This window comes from Marinobacter sp. S6332, assembly GCF_023016045.1.
GTDB lineage: Bacteria > Pseudomonadota > Gammaproteobacteria > Pseudomonadales > Oleiphilaceae > Marinobacter.
In genome coordinates this window covers 1-18,158 of the sequence record NZ_JALKAP010000015.1, presented here as the reverse complement: position 1 = coordinate 18,158, position 18,158 = coordinate 1, and the positions used below count along the sequence as shown (strand labels likewise).

At 48.6% G+C, this 18,158-nt stretch carries 13 protein-coding genes and 2 pseudogenes; 8 read left to right on the top strand and 7 right to left on the bottom strand.

The window, feature by feature from the left end:
* Positions 1-3: 3 nt before the first annotated feature.
* Positions 4-780, bottom strand: a complete 777-nt coding sequence (locus tag MWU62_RS17395) for an SDR family NAD(P)-dependent oxidoreductase (protein ID WP_247116060.1) — start codon at positions 778-780, stop codon at positions 4-6.
* Positions 781-1,312: 532 nt separating this feature from the next.
* On the opposite strand from MWU62_RS17395, the gene MWU62_RS17390 reads away from it, so the two are divergent.
* The 6 genes from MWU62_RS17390 to MWU62_RS17365 all read left to right on the top strand — a co-directional run bounded on the left by MWU62_RS17390 (position 1,313) and on the right by MWU62_RS17365 (position 8,810).
* Positions 1,313-2,281, top strand: a complete 969-nt coding sequence (locus tag MWU62_RS17390) for a tripartite tricarboxylate transporter substrate binding protein (protein WP_247116059.1) — start codon at positions 1,313-1,315, stop codon at positions 2,279-2,281.
* A 26-nt stretch (positions 2,282-2,307) separates the two neighbouring features.
* On the top strand, positions 2,308-2,778 hold the full coding sequence (locus MWU62_RS17385) for a tripartite tricarboxylate transporter TctB family protein (protein ID WP_247116058.1): 471 nt from the start codon (positions 2,308-2,310) through the stop codon (positions 2,776-2,778).
* Positions 2,778-4,283: a tripartite tricarboxylate transporter permease gene (locus tag MWU62_RS17380; RefSeq protein ID WP_247116057.1), complete on the top strand. Its 1,506-nt coding sequence runs from the start codon at positions 2,778-2,780 to the stop codon at positions 4,281-4,283. The genes MWU62_RS17385 and MWU62_RS17380 overlap by 1 nt, the downstream gene beginning before the upstream one ends.
* Before the next feature lie 185 nt (positions 4,284-4,468).
* A complete protein-coding gene (locus MWU62_RS17375) occupies positions 4,469-6,190 on the top strand; it encodes a GGDEF domain-containing protein (protein WP_247116056.1) in 1,722 nt (573 codons plus the stop codon).
* Positions 6,191-6,217: 27 nt separating this feature from the next.
* A complete protein-coding gene (locus MWU62_RS17370) occupies positions 6,218-7,156 on the top strand; it encodes a hypothetical protein (RefSeq protein WP_247116055.1) in 939 nt (312 codons plus the stop codon).
* Positions 7,134-8,810 (top strand): S8 family serine peptidase, encoded by a 1,677-nt coding sequence (locus MWU62_RS17365; protein ID WP_348645660.1) that lies wholly within the window; start codon positions 7,134-7,136, stop codon positions 8,808-8,810. Before MWU62_RS17370 ends, MWU62_RS17365 begins: the two co-directional genes overlap by 23 nt.
* Before the next feature lie 527 nt (positions 8,811-9,337).
* Here the strand turns inward: MWU62_RS17365 and MWU62_RS17360 are convergent.
* The 4 genes and pseudogenes from MWU62_RS17360 to MWU62_RS17345 all read right to left on the bottom strand — a co-directional run bounded on the left by MWU62_RS17360 (position 9,338) and on the right by MWU62_RS17345 (position 11,782).
* Positions 9,338-9,637, bottom strand: a complete 300-nt coding sequence (locus MWU62_RS17360) for a HigA family addiction module antitoxin (protein ID WP_247116054.1) — start codon at positions 9,635-9,637, stop codon at positions 9,338-9,340.
* A gap of 12 nt (positions 9,638-9,649) precedes the next feature.
* A pseudogene (locus MWU62_RS17355) lies at positions 9,650-9,742 on the bottom strand (plasmid maintenance system killer protein); the annotation flags it as partial.
* 57 nt (positions 9,743-9,799) lie between these two features.
* Positions 9,800-9,931, bottom strand: a pseudogene (locus tag MWU62_RS17350) (ATP-binding protein); the annotation flags it as partial.
* 96 nt (positions 9,932-10,027) lie between these two features.
* Positions 10,028-11,782 carry a RyR domain-containing protein gene (locus MWU62_RS17345; protein WP_247116053.1) on the bottom strand — a complete coding sequence of 585 codons (1,755 nt, stop codon included), beginning with the start codon at positions 11,780-11,782 and terminating at the stop codon, positions 10,028-10,030.
* Positions 11,783-11,980: 198 nt separating this feature from the next.
* On the opposite strand from MWU62_RS17345, the gene MWU62_RS17340 reads away from it, so the two are divergent.
* Together MWU62_RS17340 and MWU62_RS17335 are read left to right on the top strand one after the other, a co-directional pair.
* A complete protein-coding gene (locus tag MWU62_RS17340; protein ID WP_247116052.1) occupies positions 11,981-15,310 on the top strand; it encodes a tetratricopeptide repeat protein in 3,330 nt (1,109 codons plus the stop codon).
* 71 nt (positions 15,311-15,381) lie between these two features.
* Complete coding sequence (locus tag MWU62_RS17335; RefSeq protein ID WP_247116051.1) at positions 15,382-16,581, top strand: hypothetical protein; 1,200 nt, start codon at positions 15,382-15,384, stop codon at positions 16,579-16,581.
* Between the two features lie 205 nt (positions 16,582-16,786).
* On the opposite strand, the gene MWU62_RS17330 is transcribed toward MWU62_RS17335, so the two are convergent.
* Together MWU62_RS17330 and MWU62_RS17325 are read right to left on the bottom strand one after the other, a co-directional pair.
* A complete protein-coding gene (locus MWU62_RS17330) occupies positions 16,787-17,506 on the bottom strand; it encodes a hypothetical protein (protein WP_247116050.1) in 720 nt (239 codons plus the stop codon).
* A gap of 234 nt (positions 17,507-17,740) precedes the next feature.
* Positions 17,741-18,061 carry a hypothetical protein gene (locus tag MWU62_RS17325; protein ID WP_247116049.1) on the bottom strand — a complete coding sequence of 107 codons (321 nt, stop codon included), beginning with the start codon at positions 18,059-18,061 and terminating at the stop codon, positions 17,741-17,743.
* Positions 18,062-18,158: the final 97 nt, after the last annotated feature.

The window sequence follows — 18,158 nt, the reverse complement described above, 5'->3', positions numbered from 1 at the left end:
CCATTAAGGGCACATCTGGCCTCCGTTAACGTCAATTACTTGCCCGGTGATATAGCCACTTGCCTGGTGTGAGGCCAAGAATAGGTAGGCGGGAGCACACTCCTCCGATGTACCGAAGCGGCCCATGGGGATTGAATTGCGGATTTTTTCTTTCAGTTCAGGGCTTTTGTCATCGTGAAAAGCGGTATCGATTGTGCCCGGCGCCACAACGTTGAACCTAATATTGCTGGCAGTCAGTTCCTTTACCCAGGTTCTGTGTAAGTTGTGAATAACTGCTTTGGAACCGCCATAGAGGCTCGCGCCAGGACCGCCACCCTCACGCCCCGCTATGGAGCCTGTGCTGATAACAGCCGCTGTGGTGGCACTTTTGGCCGCCGACTCTTTAAGGTGGGGCACTGCGTATTTAGTGGTCATGACAACAGACCGAATATTCAGATCGAAAACCAAGTCATAAGCCGCGTCGTCCAGATTCTCCAAGCCCTCACGTACACCTAAACCGCCCGCATTGTTCACCAACACATCCAACCCGCCAAATTTTTCGACAAACTCGCTAATCAGCGCCGCGCACTCTTCGCTGCGGCTCAGGTCATGCTGGAAGTAGGCGAAGTTGGCACCAATACTTTCGAATTGTGCAATAGCATCCTTTGCTGAAGCGTCTTCAACGTGGCTGTTAATTCCCACAACTGCACCCTGTTTGGCGAACTCCAGTGCCGCCGCAAGCCCAATACCCTTGGTTGAGCCAGTAACTAGAACCTTCTTATTTTTCAGATCATTAAACATGTCAGTTCCTTGTGTCTCTTGAATAAGCTTTAGGTGATGCGAACGGGGCTAGCATTGACCCATCGCAACTGCCAGACACTTACAATATAGCCGAGACTTAGGAGGCAATCAAACAAATTTTTACAACTTGAAATTCTTACAGCAATCAATCAACGAAAACCCTTCATCACGACATAAAACGAATAAAAAGGAATTGTTGAGAAAGAAAACAAAAACACGTAATCGTTCTATAACAACAGCTTATAGAACTCATCAGGAAAACCAAACGGGCAGAGAGACTAAAAAAAGAGTCACCCAAACCGAGGAGTTTGAGCTGAGACAGCCAAATAAAGCCGCAATAATTCATGCATTGAAATAATTGTTGTAAATACTTGCAAATTTTTTTATCCCCAATGATACTCCTTCAAGCAAACGGACTCCTGGGAGCTCCTGTCTGCCATTGGCTTCAAATGGGCGCAGCAGCACACAACCTCGTTTTGTCGTGCTCGCACCCCGCCAATCGTTAAACCATCTAAAAATAATGAGGTTTGTAATGAGCACGCTATCCAAAATTCTATACGCCACCGCACTCACTCTCGCAGCAAGCACCGCGTTCGCTGCCACCCCGTATCCCGTAAAGCCGATTACGCTGATTGTTCCCTGGTCTGCTGGAGGCGGATCAGACGCTGTTGGTCGACAACTGGCAATGGGGCTACAGGAAGAGCTTGGACAACCAGTAAACGTTGTAAACAAAACAGGTGGAGCGGGCGTGATTGGGCACATGACCATGAAAATGGCAAGACCAGACGGTTACACTCTGGGGCTCGGCACGGCTGAAATTGCAACGTACAAGCACATTGGCACGGCAGACATTTCGTACACAGACTTCACACCAATCTCACTACTAAACGTTGATTACGCCACATTTACTGTTAACGCAGAGTCGCCCTGGAAAGATCTAAGCGACGCACTGAGCGATCTAAGAAGCAATCCCAACACATACACCGTTTCAGGCTCAGCTCCAGGTGCCGCATATCACCTATCATTTGCCGGTTTTATCGACCAACAAGGCATCGACCCTCAGACAATCAATCTGGTTCCAAGCGAAGGTGCTGCTCCAGGGCTGCAGGAGCTGGCAGCAAACGGAGTGGATATTGTTTTCAACTCACTCCCGGAAACCGTGTCTATGAATAGGTCTGGCCGCACTCGCACACTGGCCGTGCTGTCGAACGACCGTCTGGAGAGATTTCCCGATGTGCCCTCTGCCAAAGAGGTGACTGGCGACGAGTGGACTCAAGGTTCATGGCGCGGCTTAGTTGGCCCCGCAAACTTGCCTGAAGATGTCACCAAACGCCTTGCTGTGGCTGCAAAGAAGGTATTCAACTCTGAATCATTTCAGGAGTTTATGGAGGGACGTGGATTCGGCGCGGTATGGGCTGACGCTGAAGGGTTCAAAGCCTACATGAAGGAACAAGACGAAAAGAATGCCGTAACAATTGATAAGCTTGGCCTGGCCAACTAAGCCGGCACCACCCAGAGGGCAGCCATATGCGCAGTAATGACAAAATCACAGGGCTGGTGACAGTAACATTCGGGGTGTTGGTAATAACCAACTCCAGAGGGCTGGCAAACCTACCGCAGCAGGATTATGGGGCGGGAACCTTCCCCATGGTCATTGGAGGGCTTTTGATCGCGTTTGGAGGACTGTTGACTCTGAGGGGATTGCGCAGCAGCGCTCCCCTGATGGTCTGGGTTAACGACGTCCCGATCAAACGCTTCTACCTGACCTTGCTGGCAATTATCGCAGCAATAGTCGCGTACATATTGCTGGTACCGGTTGTTGGATTTCCTATTGTCTCTACTGTTCTGTTGAGCCTTCTACTGTATGGCTTTTATCGTCAAAACTGGACGCTAGCGGCCTGTACAGCAGTAGCTTCAACGGCTGTCATCTGGGTTGTTTTCGGCCGCCTTCTTCAGGTGCCGCTCGAACTGGGTATTCTGGAAAAGGTGGTCTACTAATGGATAGTTTTCTGGCAGCGACAGCGCTCGTGTTCACCTGGGATGTGATGCTTATCGTTCTTTCGGCATCCGTTTTCGGATTATTTATGGGTGCGATTCCGGGACTTACGGCTACGATGGCAACAGCGCTATTGGTACCGGTCACTTTTTTTATGGAACCGCTACCTGCAATTGCAGCAATTGTTTCAGCGACAGCCATGGCTATCGTCGCTGGCGATCTACCCGGCGCCCTGCTGCGCATGCCCGGCACACCGGCATCTGCAGTTTACACTGATGAAGCCTACCTCATGGGCAAGCAAGGCAAGATTGGTGTCGCGCTTGGCCTTAATATTGTTTGCTCAATGCTTGGCGGCATCATTGGCGTAGTGTGCCTGGCAATGCTTGCACCACTTATTGCTGATTTTGCAATCAAGTTTACAAGCGATGAGTACTTTTGGCTTGCACTACTGGGGTTGTCCTGCGCTATTTTGGTTTCAGGCGGGGACCGGCTAAAAGGCGTGATTTCTATGCTTGCCGGCTTGGCTATCTCAATGGTTGGCATGGACAGCGTCTCTGGACAAGCTCGCTTCACCATGGGTAGCTATGACCTGCTTGCTGGCATCTCCATTTTGCCAGTGCTGATCGGCTTGTTCGCGATCTCAGAGCTCATTCGCCGCATGCCCGAAAGTCATAACCCGCAACAAGAGATACAAACACGGGTCAAAAAGCCCTTCGCCGGTGTCGGCCCCCTACTTTGGAAATACAAGTTCGGCGTAGCACGAGGCGGCGTGCTGGGAACCTTAATAGGTGCACTTCCTGGCGCAGGTGCAGATATCGCCTCGTGGATTAGCTATGCCATCGCCCGCAAGTTTTCGCGTTCGCCCGAGAAATTCGGCACGGGCCACCCGGAAGGGCTGATCTCTGCAAGCTCAGCCAACAACGCATCACTATCCGGAGCGTATATCCCTGCACTGGTATTCGGCATCCCCGGCGACGCTATCACCGCGATCATCATCGGCGTTTTAATGACGAAAGGTATTACACCAGGGCCAGATGTTTTTGTTAGCGAAGCCCCGCTGGTTAACGCGATTCTGCTGGTTTTTATTATCGCCAATTTGCTCTTGCTTCCCCTTGGATTCCTGGCCATCAAAGGGGCAAGACACATACTCTCAATACCCTCTGGAGTGCTCTTTCCCCTAATTCTCATATTCTGCATGGTGGGCGCTTTCGCTGCGAACAACACGATGTTCGATGTTTGGATTATGCTGGCCTTCGGACTACTTGGTTACGTAATGGCAGAAAATGATTTCCCGGTCGGTCCTTTAATACTGGCCGTGATCCTCGGCCCGATCATTGAGAGTAACTTCATGCGCTCAATCATTAAGGCCAACGGGGATCTAACAGCATTTGTCGATCGCCCCATCGCAATAACACTAGCGGTCGCAGCTGCACTAATCTGGGGGATGATCATGGTTAACGGTATTGCCTCTAACCGAACGAAAAACAAGCTTTCATTCAACCATTAAGCCGCGCTTCCTCCGAAATACCAATCCCACACCGCGCCAAACCATATCAGGCTTGGCGCGGTTAAGTTCAGGCTTTACGCATTGACCCCACCGTATCCAGTACTACATTATTTTCCGAATTTCAGCGTTTTGAGTATGTCCTGATACTATACTATCCAACAAAATCATTTTAATGGATTGAGATCATGGGGTCGTCACGAGTGCCAAGGATTGCCATAACGCCGATGCTCTCGCTCTCTTTTTTTCTGATTATCATTTGGTTGGCCAGCAGCCCTGTACAAGCAGCTCCGGTAGTGGATGTAGGTGGCGCCGAAGTTGAGTTAACTGATTTTCAGGTTGGGTATTTCACCGGCGATGCGCGACTGCTGGATTACGAGGCGGTTCGTGAACAAACGTTTGAAGCATCAGGAAACATAGCCCCGGTGGGCACTGGCCTACAGGCAACCTGGTATCGAATCGCCCTGCACAACTCAGGCACCGACGAAAAACAGCTTTACCTCCACCTGCCTCAAGCGTATCAGATTCGCTCAATAGAAGTTTTTGAAGAGCGTGCTGATAAGCTGATTGGCCAGACACACGTTGATCTTAACGACGCCAGCAATCACCCACTGATGCATTTGGGAACGGTCATCTATCCATTCTCGGTGCCTGTCGGAGAAACAACGGTTTTCTATGTGTACAGTCAACTGTACTCCCATCATTACTTTGCAGCGGAAGTTTTCGATCTCAAACATTCACGCGAGGCTGTCAGCAGAGGGGGGCTAGACATCGCTGTGCTGGCAGGAATGCTATTGGCACTGGTGTTCTATAACTGCTTGCTTTTCCTAGCCTCTCGCAAGCAAGAAAACATCCTTTATTCTCTTTATCTGGTTTCAGGCCTCATCTGGATCTCCCTTTCCTACGGGCTGATTTCCAGAGTGTTCAACGCATATGGCGATTCCGTTTTTATACTTAATCTGTCGGGATTTACCATACTGATTTTCTTGCTTTTGTTCATGATGGCCATTTTTGAAACCCGACGTTTTTATCCAACGGAACATCGCTTTTTACAGGGCATGCTGGCCGTGATTGTTGCGGGCTTCTGTTATGGCTTGATCGATCTCATCGCGATGCTTGAGGTTATTAGCAGCCTTGTGGCATTGACGATGGTAGTGACAAGTTTAGTCAGCGTTTCACTGCTTTTAAAAGGCAACCCGTTAATCAAATTCTTTCTTATCGGTCACTTATTCTTCGTACTATTCAATGGCCTTGCCATGATGTACTACAAGGGAATCGCTGAACCCAATTATTTTAATAGCCATGGAGTTGTACTCGGTATAGTGCTTGAAGCTCTCATGCTCGCGTTTATTATCTCGTACCGCATCAGGGTGCTGGAAAAAATTCGGTCCCAGCAGGCTGAACTAAAACGGCAAGCCGCTACCGACCCGCTTACCGCTGTGTTTAATCGACGCTACTTTATGGTTGAAGGTGAGCAAATGGCAAGACAAGCAGCCTCAAAAGGCGAACCGACTTCTGTCATCGCTGTGGATATCGATAATTTCAAAACAGTCAACGACACCTATGGCCACCAAGCCGGTGACCGTGTATTGATTGAGGTAGCTGAAATTTTCCGTAAGATCAGTAGGGATCAGGATTTAATTTCACGGTTCGGCGGCGAAGAATTTATGATTCTTTTACCCGGTACGGACAAATCAGAGGCTCAAGACTACGCAGAGCGCATTCGTGGGAGTGTTGAACAACATGTTACTGCGGCCGGAAATGGTGTCTCCGTTCGGGTAACGGTCAGTGCGGGTATTGCGGAAATGATAGCCGCGTCAGAGTCTCTAGAAAAAGCTCTCAGCCGGGCCGACAACGCCCTATACGAAGCCAAGGCGGCGGGCAGGAATCAGGTACGCTGTGCGCCTTAACGAATTCAGTCAGGCCAAAACATGAATTTGGGAAACCCAGCATTAGTTTTGTTGCTCGGCATTCTAACTCTACCCATAGCCGGTTGCGGAGGTGGCAGCTCCGGAGATAGTGCAACGGCTACCCCTGGAGCAACCGAAAATACCCTATTCCCCGAGCGCCCAGCACTCGAAAGCAGCTATCTTTCCATCGACGAAGAGTCGGAAGTGTTTCTTGCTGTAGATCTCAACGGATCCTCTTTTCAAGACTTCGAGAATGAAAACGGTACCTCTTTAAACATTGTCATCGTAGCGGGCGACGAGGGAGTTTATGTCCACACTCCAAGCATTGACTCCCCGAAAACTGTTGAACTATTTTTGACGTTCACTAATGAGAACTCGACATTCAGCGAGCCTATATCTGTTCACGTACGAAACACTTCAGCTGAAACCTTGGAAAAACGTACCCGACAAACTATCGACGATAGCGCCTCCTTTCTAGGCCTTGAGCAGGACTTGGCGCTGTATCACTTTGCCGTCGATACCGCCTATTTGAACGGCGTGATTAAACATTCAGAGAAAAACCGGTTAATGGAAGACTTCGTTCCCAAGCTTTCACTTGCCTATAGCTCGCTCGACTCTGCACTTTCAGAACTTGGAGCGAGCTATTCAGGTTATAGACAGGGACGCGTAACAGACGTTGAGCTGGAACAGCTAATACAACAGATCGATGTGCTTGCTAGAGATCACGGAGCCTATGGGGTTGAGAAACTCAGGAGTATTTCTCACTTCAGTGAGATTTTCGCTCCCACGCTGACGGCTGGCACCTTATCATTCTCCGAACAAGCAGGTTTTTTTTCCCGTTTTGTCGGCCATCCTGTTTACGGCGACTGGCACGGACAAACATTTCAGCTAAAGCCACCTTACAACATGATCACTAGCCTTCTTCGAACCAGCTTGTCTCAGGATGTTCTCTGCGATGCGATCTGATAGAACACTATGTTTAGTGATCTCACTCATGTTTTCCATGGTCGTTGAGGCTGGCGAAATACCTCGCCAGCTCGCGCATACTCCTGCCAAACAACAAAAAAACGAGGTGGCATTTGTTGTCAGTTATCGAACAGATGAACTATCCGCACAAAGTTCCGGGGGGGTTAGACGCGCCGAAGTCGTATATGTAAATACAAAAGATGCAGATGGGTATGCGGCTTATCTAAAGCAAAAACCCGGGGTAATCGCCGTCGAACCGAATTATCCAGTTTCAAACCCCAGAATGCCCAAGGCCCCAATAGTTCTGGCTCCTAGCTCTGTAAGATCACAGTCAATAAGCAGCACACCAAATGATCCTGCTTTCTCTGATCAATGGGCCTGGCAGGCACCTACACAAGAGTACCCCGGTGTACATGACATCCTCGCTGCCGCCAAAAAATCTGTTCAGAAGCGAAAGCTGCGCATAGGCGTAGCTGATTCAGGATTCCACCAAATTAGTGATTTGGAATATACAAAAGGATATAACTTCTCCACCGTTGATGGCCCTGGTGCTGATTTCTATACCTCTCAAATTAATCCATCCTGCACAGATAACCACGGCACAGCTGTGGCAGGCATCATTGCGGCAACCACAAACAACTTTGAGGGCGTTGCAGGAATTGTGGATACAGAACTTTATGCCGCCCGCGTGATGAGCTGCGGGTATGGTGCCTTGAACGATGTCGCCACAGGAATTTATTGGCTTGCAGGCCAACCCACTGACGCCGCCCCTACCCTCACTAAACCCGTAGATATTATAAATGCTTCTCTTGGGTCATCCGCATCTGAGTGCCCAACTTATCTCCAAGAAGCTATAGATTTTGCGGTATCAAAAGGTATTCTCGTTGTTGTCGCTGCTGGCAATGATGGAATAGATGTTAGCGGCTATTCGCCTGCAAACTGCAACAACGTTATCACCGTGGGTTCTGTGGATCGCAGAGGCAAACCTTCTGACTTTTCAAATCGCGGCACCGGGATCGACATTGCGGCACTGGGTGAGCTAGTTCGCACTTTAAATGGTGAGGGTGAGGCTAGTCTGTGGTTCGGAACTTCGTTTGCGGCGCCAAGCATTACTGGCATTGCAGGGCTACTGAAACAATATGCGCCGGCCCTGCCCCTTGAACGGCTAGCCCTTCGAGTAAAGGAAGCCAGCCGCTATCCGCAGGATTACGACACGAACGTGTTCGCAGGGGGTATTGCAGATGCAAACAGGATGATCACAAAATTTGATGAGGACTTGTCCGATATACGACCAAGTTTCAAACCGGCGCTGGCTGATACCGCAAGATGTCACCGAAATGCATACCTAAACACTTCGGTAGACCCATCGCAGCTAGAGACGCTTTATGAAATAGACAGCAGCAACCTGGGCACCCTTGCTACCGATGAACACTATACGGTTTTTGCTCTCCCGAAAAATCAGCCCACAAGCGAAGCTACGATTATAGCTGCAAGCCAAGAATCCAAATTCCTAGCCCCGAACATTGATCTCACAGAAAACGAGTATCTGTTCGATATCTGCAAACGTGACGGCACTGGCTGCCGCTATGGGAGAACACTGAGCCTCCTTGTCAGCGAGCAGGTTGTGGGCGTTAGATCCTGTTCTGGGGGTTGAATTGTTGTGGACTAATAATTCCGGACATCAACTCGGATGAAGGGAACTGGAGAAAACGTGAATCGATGTCGCCATTTTGTCGTCACCAATACTCTGGCTCAGGCGAAAAAAGATAAGCGATTGATCAAAAGGAAAATAATGGAGGCGCGGGTTGGAATCGGACCGGCGTACGCGGAGTTGCAGGCTTGGCATTAATTAGAACAACTAACCCTTATTATCAGATACTTATAGCGCTTTATTAAAGTGTATTATTAGTTAAAAACGCCTTATTTCGCCTATATAAATCAGTTAGTTACCGTCGTTTTGTCGCCATGAATTTTACCTTTTTGGGCTACTGGAGGTGTGATATCAAGAGGCAGTGACACCACCCATTTTCGTACCCTGTCACTCGGTTAGCCAAAGCTAATTGGTGGGCAACTTGACGAAAACGGATCTAATGAACCTTTTGAAACAGAGCGTCGCGAAAACTTGAGACAGGCCACGCCATAGAAACACGTCCTCACTTCGACATCGAGCATTTGAGGCAGTCAGGCCGGGTAAGGACGAATCTCTTTCTCAACCTGAGCCGCCTTGCTTATCTGTACTTGGCGCAACTCATACTCTGTGTGCAAATTTAGCCAAAAACGCTCACTTGTACCGAAGTATCGAGCCAGACGTAAAGCAGTATCTGCGCTAACACCCCGGTTCTCACGAACGATTTCATTCATTCGAGTAGCCGGAACATGTAACGCCTTGGAAAGTGCGTTCACACTCATTGCCAACGGCTCCAAATACTCTTCCCGAAGAATTTCCCCCGGATGAATGGGGCGCATACCATTACGAGTCATTGCGCGACCTCCTCAGTGATAATCAACAATTTCAACATCTTCAGGACCGTCCTCTGTCCATCGAAAGCACACCCGCCATTGTTTGTTTATGCGGATACTATGCTGGTGCGTATTCCGGCGAACGTGAACACTCATTCCGGCTGACCGTAAACACCCTTTTTCTTAACGCATTCCCCACCGAGGTTTGTACCCCAGGTGTTCACGTTCAGTTAATTTCCTGAGTCGTTTTCTCATGGATTCTCCATTCAGAGCCCAGCGATGGGCGTTGTGCATCAGTCGATCCAGAATAGCGTCATCGGTGACGCTGTAATCTGCTATTGCGCCACCCTATATCGACTTACGCCGGTCAGGGACTATCGACGGACCCTTAAATTGCTCTGTAGTGGTTAACTAACCAAGGTCTTTTTCGGAGATGATTAACCCCTCATGGCGAAATACCTTGGCGACTTCAAGCACAAAATCACGATCTTTCTGTTTGTCTGATTCGCTGAGCGCCTCATATGGCACCATGTTTGGATGGACCTTCTTTCTATCATCTCTTTGCTGTCCATAAGTCCATCCATTCAGTGCACGATCAGCCCACCAACGGTTGTGCTCCATCTCCGCGAGCATTTCCAAGTCCTCGGATGTAATTACAGCTTCATTTCCTGCGTTTCTTGGAACGAGGTGACAGCCAAGGGCTCTGACCTTGACCTCGAAATGGTCCGCGACACGTCGGTTTGAATCTCGGACATTCTCTTTGAGATCCTCCCAAGACTTCACGTTTGGCAATAACGGTTCTCCCCGCTGCTCTGCTTTGGACTGTTCTTTGGCGACATAAGCTTCATGGAGAAGTCTCGCGCGTCGATCTACTTCTTCACTGATCAAAGTTTTATCGACTGAATCGCTCTGCTCCGGCGTCATATTTGCTAAAGAGTACGAATGGAACTTCCCGTTATGACGGCCGTGCACCCAAAAATCTGAGAGCACCGTCCCTCCTGGCGGGTCAATAGCGACCACATCAAGGCTTTCACTGAGATCAGCCTCTGCATCCAAACTATAATCGACCAACGTTTTGGAGAGGCGTAAATTGACAACCTCATTAATGTGACAAACGTAGGCTCTAATCATTCCTCGAAGCTCTTCCTCCTCAATCCGGAAGTCACTTTTCTCTGAGCACTCATGCAGTCGAATTTCAAGCCAGTCCTCGATATTTGGAAACGCTTGCAACAGCATTTGCCACTGCTCCTTGAGGTCCTTCGCGAAAATCGAGACGATCGCTTTCTTTCCACTTCTGTAGTGGCCAACTCGTGCAAACTGTTCAACAATAGCTTGTCCGATCTCTCCAAACCCGAACAACCCAATATGCACAGCCGCCTCCTCGAGTGGTGCGATGTTCTGGTCTGGTGGGAAGCTTCGCAACAGGTCACGCGCGATCATTTGAGACTCATTAAAGGACCTGAACCGCACCAAAGTCTCGGCGTCGTAATAAAACTCGGGATTAAATCTGCGCATCTCGCTCTGAGTTGGAATCTGGCAGTAAAGTTTCAACGACGGCTCGGAGAATTCTGGAGCTAGTGCCACCCGACAAATTGCGATGTTCTCGTCCAACTCAGAACGCATAGCCACTAACTTCTTCGCTCGCTTTGTACCTGCATCCCTAAGCAAGCTTGGAATATTTTTCTGGTAGTCGAGAACTTTCACGCCCGCACTCCACAGCCGTGCTCGCGTATCATCCGAGACGCTGGGGGCAACGAACACAACTCCGGAACGTTTGGACATATTCAGGGCAAGGTCGAACGCAAGATAGAAATTATTACGTCCAATCTGCGAGGTTGGGAAATCAACAATATTGCTCTCAGCAATAATAATCACATGGTCACGAGAGAATCTGCGCGCTGAAAAACGGTCGAATGACAAGCCCGCTGAGGCCACATAGATCCGAATCACCGCCCATGCTAGCGTTACTTTAATCAAAAACGCCAGATAAAGGCCGTATCCATCTTCAGATTCGCTCAATGTAAATTCCAAGACGGCTGCGCGCCAGAGCGACATGGTTTCGTCCAAAATCATTTTTTCTCGGATAGTGAGAACGAACAGGATGCAGACTCCGATGATCAAGCCGATTATTATTTTATTTTCAAAGAAAGAAATGAGGCGGTTCAATATTATTCTCCGATTCAGCCAACTCACGACGAGCAATTTTATTAGTTTATTTTATCTGCAATTGAGACGCGCAAAACTCTTGGCCCATCATAACTGTCCGAGTTTGCTGTTAGTTTTAAGATAGTTCTTAGTCGCTCCGAAGCAGATTGCAGTCTAGCCTCAATGGCACGCAAATTGAAAAATCGATGGTATGCAAACATGAATAAAAAAATTTCCTCGGCTCAACGCGCTGTAAGGGTTTTTCTATCCTCAACCTTTCGTGACTTTACGAAAGAGCGTGATCTTCTTGTAAGACAAGTGTTCCCCACTTTGAGAGCAAGACTGGCAGAACGCTTCGTGGATCTCGTCGACGTCGATCTTCGATGGGGCATCACTGAACAAGAAGCAGAGCGTGGTGATGTCTTACCGATCTGTTTGGCCGAGATCGATCGATCTCGGCCCTTTTTTATTGGGCTTCTCGGTGAACGATACGGCTGGGTGCCGCCCTCAGAAGCATACCCTGCCGAGATTCTGGAAACGCATCCATGGCTGGAAGAGCATCAAGGTGGAAAGAGCGTCACCGAGCTCGAGATTCTGCACGGTGTGCTCAACAACCCGGACATGGCTGGCAGAGCGATGTTTTATTTCCGCAGCCCAGAATATTCACAAAATCAGGGTGGCGACTATTTACCCATGTCCGCGGAAGACCAGACCAGGCAGGACGCTCTTAAAAACCGCATCCGCGAAAGCGACTTCCCGTTCGTGGAGAATTATGAAAATCCACAGGCCGTCGCCAACCAGATATTAGAGGATCTTTGGGCAGCACTCGATGGTGCATTTCCGGCCACTGATGTGCCCGATGCCTTTACCCGCGAGCTCCTGCAGCACGAGGCCTATGCGGCACCCCGGCGACGTATCTACATCGGCGGCTCGTCCTATCTAGATGCACTGGATCAAGCTCTCAATAGCCAAATGCAGTGGATCTTGCTTGAGGGTGAGTCCGGGAGCGGTAAAAGTGCCCTGCTCGCAAACTGGATTGATCGACTCACAGATCAGGACAATCTTATCGTCCACGCTCACTACATCGGGGCGAACCCCAGCGCGGCTGACCCAGTGGCGCTCGTCCGTCGCCTTGTTGAGCGGATTCGTCTTGAAACCGAGACAGAAGACGAAGCTGAATCTGACCCAGAGGCTTTGCTGCAGGCTTTTCCCGAGTGGCTTGGAATCGCTAGCGCGTGGGCCGAGCAAAACAATAAGCGGTTTCTATTTGCACTGGACTCACTCAACGGCCTCACGGACCGGCGTGAGCTCCGCTGGCTCCCAAACCGGCTCCCAAACAACATACATTTAGTGGTCTCCACACTACCGGGAGAGGTCCGCGAACACCTCACTCAAAAAGCAGAATGGCGGCACATTGAGGTCAAGCCTCTTGACCATGAAACTTCGCGTCAGGTGTTTACCGCTTATCTGAGACTGTATAACAAAACTTTGCCGGAACCGATGATCGAGCAGGTGATGACTCACCCTCTGGTGACCAATCCACTGTTTCTGCTCACCCTTGCCGAAGAATTGAGACTCTTTGGGGAGCACGAACGACTCAGTGAGCAAATTGACTACTACAAGGAAAGTGAGACGGTTGATGACCTCTTTGAGCGTGTGCTCGCAAGGATCGAAGAAGATCATGGGGCTGCCATCATGCGGCAGATCATGACGGCCCTCTGGGCCGCCCGCAGTGGTCTTCGAGAAGAGGAGCTTCTCGCCTACACAGGGATTCCCCTGATGAAGTGGGCACACATCCGCCATGCCCTGGGCCCTGCGCTCATAGAAAACACCGGGCGCTACGTTTTTTCTCATGATTACCTTAGCATTGCTGTTTCCGATCGCTATATGGCAGGCAACAATTGTCTTGAGGATGAGGGACAAAGCGATAGTGCCCTTTCGCTGCGTCGTGAGGCTCATCGAAAACTAGCAGAATGGTTTGAAGTGAATGCCTTCAAAGATGGTAATCTGATAAGTGATACCCGTGCTTCTGAGGAAATTCCCTATCAGTGGCAAAAAGCCAACCGATGGGACCGCCTCTCGGCATCACTAACTAACAGTAACCTCTTTCAGTCAATCACTACCAATCGAGATAAGTCTGAGCTACTCGGCTATTGGCTCGCTGTTGAGAAAAATCTCAATCTCAAGCTGGAGGATGCCTACAAAGACGTCTGGTTGCGATGGAAACTTGACGGAAGCGCTGAATCCACTGGCGACCTTGCGGCCAATGTTTCAAAATTGCTGACATATGCGGGCCGATACACGGACTTTGCCATTGAAATGGCAGAGTTTGCCCTTCAAGTGGCCTCAAAAATTCAAGGCGAATACAGCCCAGAGGCTGGGGAGAAACTGAACGAACTCGGTCTTCTCCAAAAACTTAGCGGTAATGTCGGTCCGGCTTATAATCTTTTTCAGAAAGCGGTGAAAGTGAACGAGCGTGCACTCGGCCCAGAACATCCCAACACCGCAGCCACCATCGCTAACCTCGCCATCCTTCTGGATGGAATGGGCGATCCCTTTGATTCAGCTGAACAACTCTTTAGAAGGGCGGTTGAAATCAACGAGCGCGCATTTGGTCCCGAACACTCCAGCACCATAAGTTCAATCAATAACCTCGTCTCATTCCTAAGCGAGCACAATGACTTCTATACAGCGGAACCACTTTTTCGAAAAGCACTGGAGATCACAGAGCGCATATTCGGATCCGACCACCCCAGTACCGCCAATTTAATCAACAACTTCGCCGATTTGCTCTATAAACACGGTGATCTAGATGCGGCGGAACAATTTTCCAGAAGAGCGCTGGCGATTACTGAGCGAGCACTCGGTCCCGATCATCCCTGCACGGGTGACAGAATCAATAGTCTTGCTCGTGTCGTTGGCGAGCGCGGAGATCTTGATGCAGAGGAACTGCTTCTTCGAAGGGCGCTGGAGATCAACCAGCGCGCACGTGGCCCAGAGGACATAGACACCATGTTCCGCCTAGAAAATCTGGGCAACCTTTTCCGAAAACGCGATGATCTTGATGCGGCTGAACCATTTTTTAGAAGATCGTTGGAAATCAGCGAGCGCATATTCGGCTCTGAGGATTGTGCCTTCGTAGTGAATCTTCAGTTTTACGGGGTGCTGCTGAGGTCGATGGGACGCTACGATGAGGCGCATAAACATTTATTGGGGGCCCTAAAACTTAATGAGAATAACGAGGGTGAAAACAGCGAGGATGTCGCAAGCAGTCTGAGCGCCTTAGGTAAACTTTACGAACTTAAAGGGGCCTACAATGAATCCCGAGGCGCATATAACCGCGCTATTGGAATCCGCGAGTCCCTGCTTGGACCTAAACATCCAAAAACGGCACGCCTTTACTACAGACTCGGAGAATTGGAGTTGGCCTGTGGACAAAAGGCATCGGCTAAGATCGCTTTCGGGAAGGCTTTGGAGGCATACGACTCAGCCTTTGGCCAAGACGGCAAGGACACACAGGCAGCCAGATTAGCCCTTGAAGGTTGTTAAAGCCTGCGTGGGAAACTCCAACGAAATTTTCTGACAATAAGCGATACGGATACGGGGTCTGATTCACCATCATGAAAATAGAAACTAAAACCTACAAAGCAATTGACATCGTCGAGCTTCTTGAGCGCGGCCCCCTCATTGGCCACCTCCCCATCTCCAGATTCTCCGTAAAACCAATAAAGAATTCTGTGGAAATCGGTGGAGGCGGAATTTACGGGATCCTCATCGATGATAAACTCAAATACATAGGAAAATACCAAGGTAAAAAACACAACTGGAAGAAGGGTTCCGTTCTAAGTGACAGATGGATAAAACATATTGGAACACTCACCTTACTTGATCGCACTCTGTCGTTTTCGAAAAGAGCTTTCGGCAAGATTGTTTCCGACGCGCAAGAACTAACACCAACAAATCAGTTTGCGCGCGAATTAGTCAACGGACTTATTCAAGGGAACGACGAACTGTTAACCACGGATCGAGGTTGCAGTAGCACCTTTGAACGTTATGCTGCCAGCAAGCTTTTCTGGCCAGAACTTAGTGAGGTGTCTCCTGATTGGAAAGCTATTCTTAATAGAGTGACCTTGGTTTACGTCAAATTAACAGGTAATTTCACGACAGAGACCGTCAGACACCTCATTAGTCTTACAGAATCACAACTCGTCGAGCAAATCGAGCCATCGGTCAACTACATCGCTAAAAGACAGAATAAAGATATCGAAGCCCTCTCGTTAGATCGGACCATAGGCCTCTTTATCGACTCACTTCGGAGAAATCAGAAACACCATGGGGTAGTCTCAAAAACTCAAGATACCGTGTGCGATGGCATAGAGAAAACAATGCCAACGGGGAACGAAACACTGAAACAACCGTCCGATGATTTTGAAAACCCCAAGTTTATGGAGAACCTTGAGCAAGCTCCAGCTTGGGCTAAAAAGTTTATAAGTAACATTCAAGACGCAGTTGAACTTCGCAATGACGCGTTTATAGAATATACGAACACCAATAACGGCGATCTTCGTTTACGAAAGATTCAGAATACAAGCCGCGGATTTTTAAACGTTTTGACCATTTGCTGGAGGCCTCGCCTTGAAGCGCTCGCCATCAATACAGCACTTGCGAATTCTGCCATTGTGAGAATGGGGCTAAAAGTTTCTAGGCAAACAAAAGATAGATTAAATCAACAGATATTGATCACGTCGGACACAGAAGATGTGCACGATCTTTCAAAGTTAACTCAATATATGATAACTGAGGCGTTAGAGACTAACTGATGCCAAGACGATCTTTTTAATCGTACGCCCAGCTTTTCGCAAAATTGCTCTTCACATCTAAAAAATATTAGTAAAGGAGCTTCAGGCATTACTTTCGTTTTCGTTTATTCGTTTTCATTTATTTGTTTTCGCCCGTTTCCCGCCATCTTGGCGAAATTCAGGCGAAAAGCTTGTGCGCCAGCAGGTATTTTTGCCCATCAGCAAATTATAGAAAAAGGTAAGGATTCCACGACAGAGTGCCATCTTCTTCTCGCATATATATTCTAGCCTCTCCACTGCCGCCCTGAAAGTTTAGGCCTAGGTCAAGGTCTTTACCTTTATATGAAACTTTATGGATTTCGAGTTCACATAGAGATCCGATTAAACCTTCGCCATATGTCAGTTCCTGCAATTCGCCTTCGCCATCGACACTGAGCAACTGAATCTTAAAGTCTTTCATATCAAGATCTTGAAGATTTACATCATCTTCAACCTCAAACCAACCCACAAGCTGACCACTCATATAATTGATAATTTCTAGCATCACACTTTGTTTTTTGGACGGATCATCAGACTTGGTTAGATATATCTGATTATCAACATCAACTGCAATTATTGCTTTTGATTCCTGAAGATCATGGTCTGCTATCATCTCTTCGAAAGATTCATATTCGCCGTCAAAATAAGAAATTAGGTTAACACTGAGTGTTTCATCGCCGTCGGAAATAGTACACGTGATATTTTCATCATCAACAAACATACCATTGGATACACAAACTCCATCGCCATCTCGATACTCTCTAATAGACTCAACGATTTCGTCCTCTTCGTATGCTCCGCTAGAAATCATGTCTTTAATCGTTTCTTGTGTCTCGGCGCTAAAGTAGTGAGCATCTACCTGTGCGCTTTCTATTATTTCGAAACTTATTTTCATTTGCTTGGGCATTTGAATAACTCCTTGTGTGATATGCTTACTTCCAAATTTGCAAAAATTTACTTTTAAATCTTAATGAGCGCATGTTCGACTTGGAGATCTGTGTAGTGGTCAACTAATCCCGGACAACATTTTAGGATCTGGCTCAGTGCGCAGGCGAATCAACGTCACAAATCACGTGACCTTATTAGTCACAGTTTGTGTAGCCCAACCCTCTTTCTATCTGACCTCGTCAATTGATTTGAGCTAAACATCAGCATCTGCTCTCCAAGCCTGCATAATCATCACCATGGCGAGCGTGTCGAGTTCACAATACTGGCGTAGGCTCCTCTCAGTCGCCCTTCTGATGTCAGGATCCATCCTGCCGGATTGAGCGCGCGTGTACGCCATCATCGCCCCACCTCCGTCTTTTATCGCTTTAAATTGTTGGTTGCTCGCAAAATCTGTGATGCTCGAGAGCTCAGGGACAGTTGTTCCCTCTAGCATTGCATAGGGGTCTTTTGGCTTGCCCTCATTGCCAGCCTCAGGAACCCACCAGGTTTTATTTGAAAAATTCTTACTCGGCATCTGCCCCCTCTGTCAGCCTAGTTGTCCAGTTGGCGATTTCGCCTGAATTTAACCAATCAGGGGCGGCATGGGAGCATTCATGCCACGTTATTCCGAA